2 pseudogenes are annotated in these 3,154 nt (G+C 31.5%); both read left to right on the top strand.

What is annotated here, in order from left to right:
• Positions 1–1,594: pseudogene (locus ABD909_RS05080) on the top strand (type ISP restriction/modification enzyme); the annotation flags it as partial.
• 1,367 nt (positions 1,595–2,961) lie between these two features.
• Positions 2,962–3,154 (top strand): annotated as a pseudogene (locus ABD909_RS05075) (hypothetical protein); the annotation flags it as partial.

The following is a 3,154-nucleotide window of genomic DNA, read 5'->3' as shown; positions in this document are numbered from 1 at the left end:
ACCGTATAAAAGACCGTGGTATTATTGGTTTTGTTACTAATGCGAGTTTTATTACTGGACATTCTATGGATGGTTTACGAAAATGCCTCGTTGAGGAATTTAGCAGCCTTTATATTTTCCATTTACGAGGAAATGCTCGGACTTCTGGAGAACAACGCAAAAAAGAAAGTGGTGGAATTTTTGGAGAAGGTTCTAGAGCCCCTATAGCGATTTCTATTCTCGTAAAAAATCTAGAATCTCAACAGCGTGGTAAAATATATTTCCGTGACATTGGGGATTATCTTAAAAGAGAAGAAAAGCTTACGATAATAGAGTCTCTTGGTAGCATTGATGGCATTACACGGAGTAAACAAGGTTGGAAAATAATTACACCAGATAAACATAGCGATTGGCTTGATCAACGTGATGATAGTTTTAAAGAATTTTTAGCTATGGGTGTAAAAAAAGGTCGTGATAAAAAGCTCTTTGAAACATTTTCTTGTGGTCTAAAAACCAATCGTGATGCTTGGGCATATAACTCAAATCGTGAAGCTTTATCCAAGAATATGAATAATATGATTGTTTTCTACAATAGTGAAGTGAAACGCTTTAATGATATTTATGCACATGCTGACCGTAAAACACATACAAATATTGTAGACGATTTCGTAAATTCTGATGCTAAAAAAATAAGCTGGAGCCTTAATCTTAAACAATATTTAACGAAAAAAAAGATGTTTGAGTTTGAAGAGACATGCCTTGCCNTACAGCTATAGGGGCAATGAAAGATTTTTCTGTTTTGATGTCTAAAGTTTTGCCTAATCATGACGCAATGGATAAAGGTCAATGTTTTCCACGCTATATTTACGAAGATACTGAATCTTTAAAAGATAAAAATAAAAAACAATCGCATTTATTTTTAATTTCTACAGAAGAGAGAAAAACAGCTGGTTTACAGAGGCGTGATGCCATTACGGATGAAGGACTAGCCCATTTTAAAGCTGCTTATCCTAATGAAACTATAACAAAAGATGATCTATTCTATTATGTTTATGGGATCTTACATTCAGAAGATTATCGCGCCCGTTATGCTGATAATTTATGCAAGGAATTGCCTCGTATCCCTTGCGTAAAAAGCGCTGATGATTTTTGGATGTTTGTTACAGCGGGGCGTGAACTCGGTCATTTGCATGTAAATTATGAAGATGTGGAACCTTATCCAGTGACCTTTAAAAAAGGCAATCCGAAACAGACAGATATTTCTAATCCTAAAGAATTCTATTATGTTAAAGAAATGAAATTCTTTGGAAATAGTAAGGAAAAGGATAAATCGACGGTTATTTATAACAGCAATATCACAATAACAGATATCCCTCTTGAAGCTTATGAGTATATCGTAAATGGTAGATCTGCTCTTGAATGGGTTATGGGTCGTCAATGCGTTAAGACTGATAAAAAGAGTGGTATTGTGAATGATGCTAATCGTTATGCTGTTGAAACCGTTGGAAACCCTGCTTATCCATTGGAGTTGTTTCAAAGAGTTATTACTGTAAGTTTAGAAACAATGAAAATCGTTAAGAGCCTACCAAAATTAGAAATAAGAGAAACTGAATAAGCTTATAAAGCATACTCACATAATGGATATGCTAATCATAAGGGGTATAGAATATAGCTATACCTCTTTTGTAAGTTGATTACCATAATCTTAAAAGGAATGTTTATATGCATTATTCTAAAAAGGGATTTGCACTTTTAAACACTATAATTTTAATTGCCTTTAAGAGATTATACCGTAATCTCAAATGATAGCTTTATCTTTTTCAAAAGCTCTGTTTAAAAAGAGTTATGTATCTTCATTTTGCTTATAGGTTTTGAGGGTTCCTAACACCCTCAAAATACCTTCAAAACATATATTAGGAGTTGATTTACAGGTTATAATGTTAATATAGGTTGTTTTTTGAAAACTTGATAAAAATTAACATATTGAAATATAATGGTTTTTATTTTTGATTGAAAAAAAATATATAAAAGGGTGTAAAAAGAACCCTCAAAATCCTCAAAACTCATAATCGTAACAATCTTGATAGCATTTCTTAAGATTACAACTGTCTTTTGAAAGGCTTTAAAGGATCACATGCTTTTTAAAGACATTAATTATTCTCTAAAATTATAAGTTTATCCATTTAAGTGGACTGATAAAAGTTCATTAAAGGGATTTTGCTCATCTCTAGAGTTATCAGTCTCTCTTTAGATGTTTTCATAAAAAGCAGTAAATAACAATTATCCTATTTATCACTTTTCTTATGAAAATGATGCGGTTGTTATAAAGAAGATAACAACTATAAAACACGCGTGAAAACAGCAGGCTTTCATAATCATAATGTAAATGAACGCGTTGCTTATAAAGATAGCCCCTATAAAAACGCTGTTAAGTTGCAAATGTGTTATTAAAAGAAATTAACAGAAATCTTTAAAAACCATTTAGTAAAAAACATGATAGATTATAAAGATATAAAATACGCATGATGAGAGCGTTTATAAATATTATAAATGTATAGATTCAAAAAAGAACACAATCGTTTAAGAAAGCCCATAATATAGCTTTAAAAGCATAGAATACAAAAGAAACAACTCATAAGCATATGATAAATATTTGCACATAATGCATTTAAAAAATCATAAAAAATATCAAAAAAGATAAAATATTGATTGACAATAAATACGTATTTTGTTATATGAATAAGCAAGTGCTTAACAACACTAAACAGTAAGCGAATAGGTTACGATAAACCTAATCCTATTATAAAAACTGACTATCTTTTATGCTTTAGTTGGCATATATGATGATTTTGTCGGGTGTAGTTACACCATACAATACCCTTATGGGGAAAAGTGTAACGACGGACTTACTGCCGTGTTTGTTAGCGCCCGGCGCCCTTATAGGATGTCAATAACAAACGTATAATCAGTAAGGATTTAGTTATGAAAACTACATCACAAAACACTACAATTTCCTCTTCCATTTCAAATGAAACCGCATCTAATAATAAACAAGAGCCTGCAAAAAAATATGAATTTATTAATGATGGTGACTATGTAGATGGTCATTTCTTAACGCGAATTAGAGCTTTAAGAGATTTTGATGATGTCAAAAAAGGTGATCTCGGGGGGTATA

The organism is Bartonella acomydis (assembly GCF_039543025.1).
Taxonomy (GTDB): Bacteria; Pseudomonadota; Alphaproteobacteria; order Rhizobiales; family Rhizobiaceae; genus Bartonella; species Bartonella acomydis.
The sequence above is the reverse complement of the archived record's forward strand: the minus strand, read 5'-3'. Positions and strand labels throughout refer to the sequence as shown.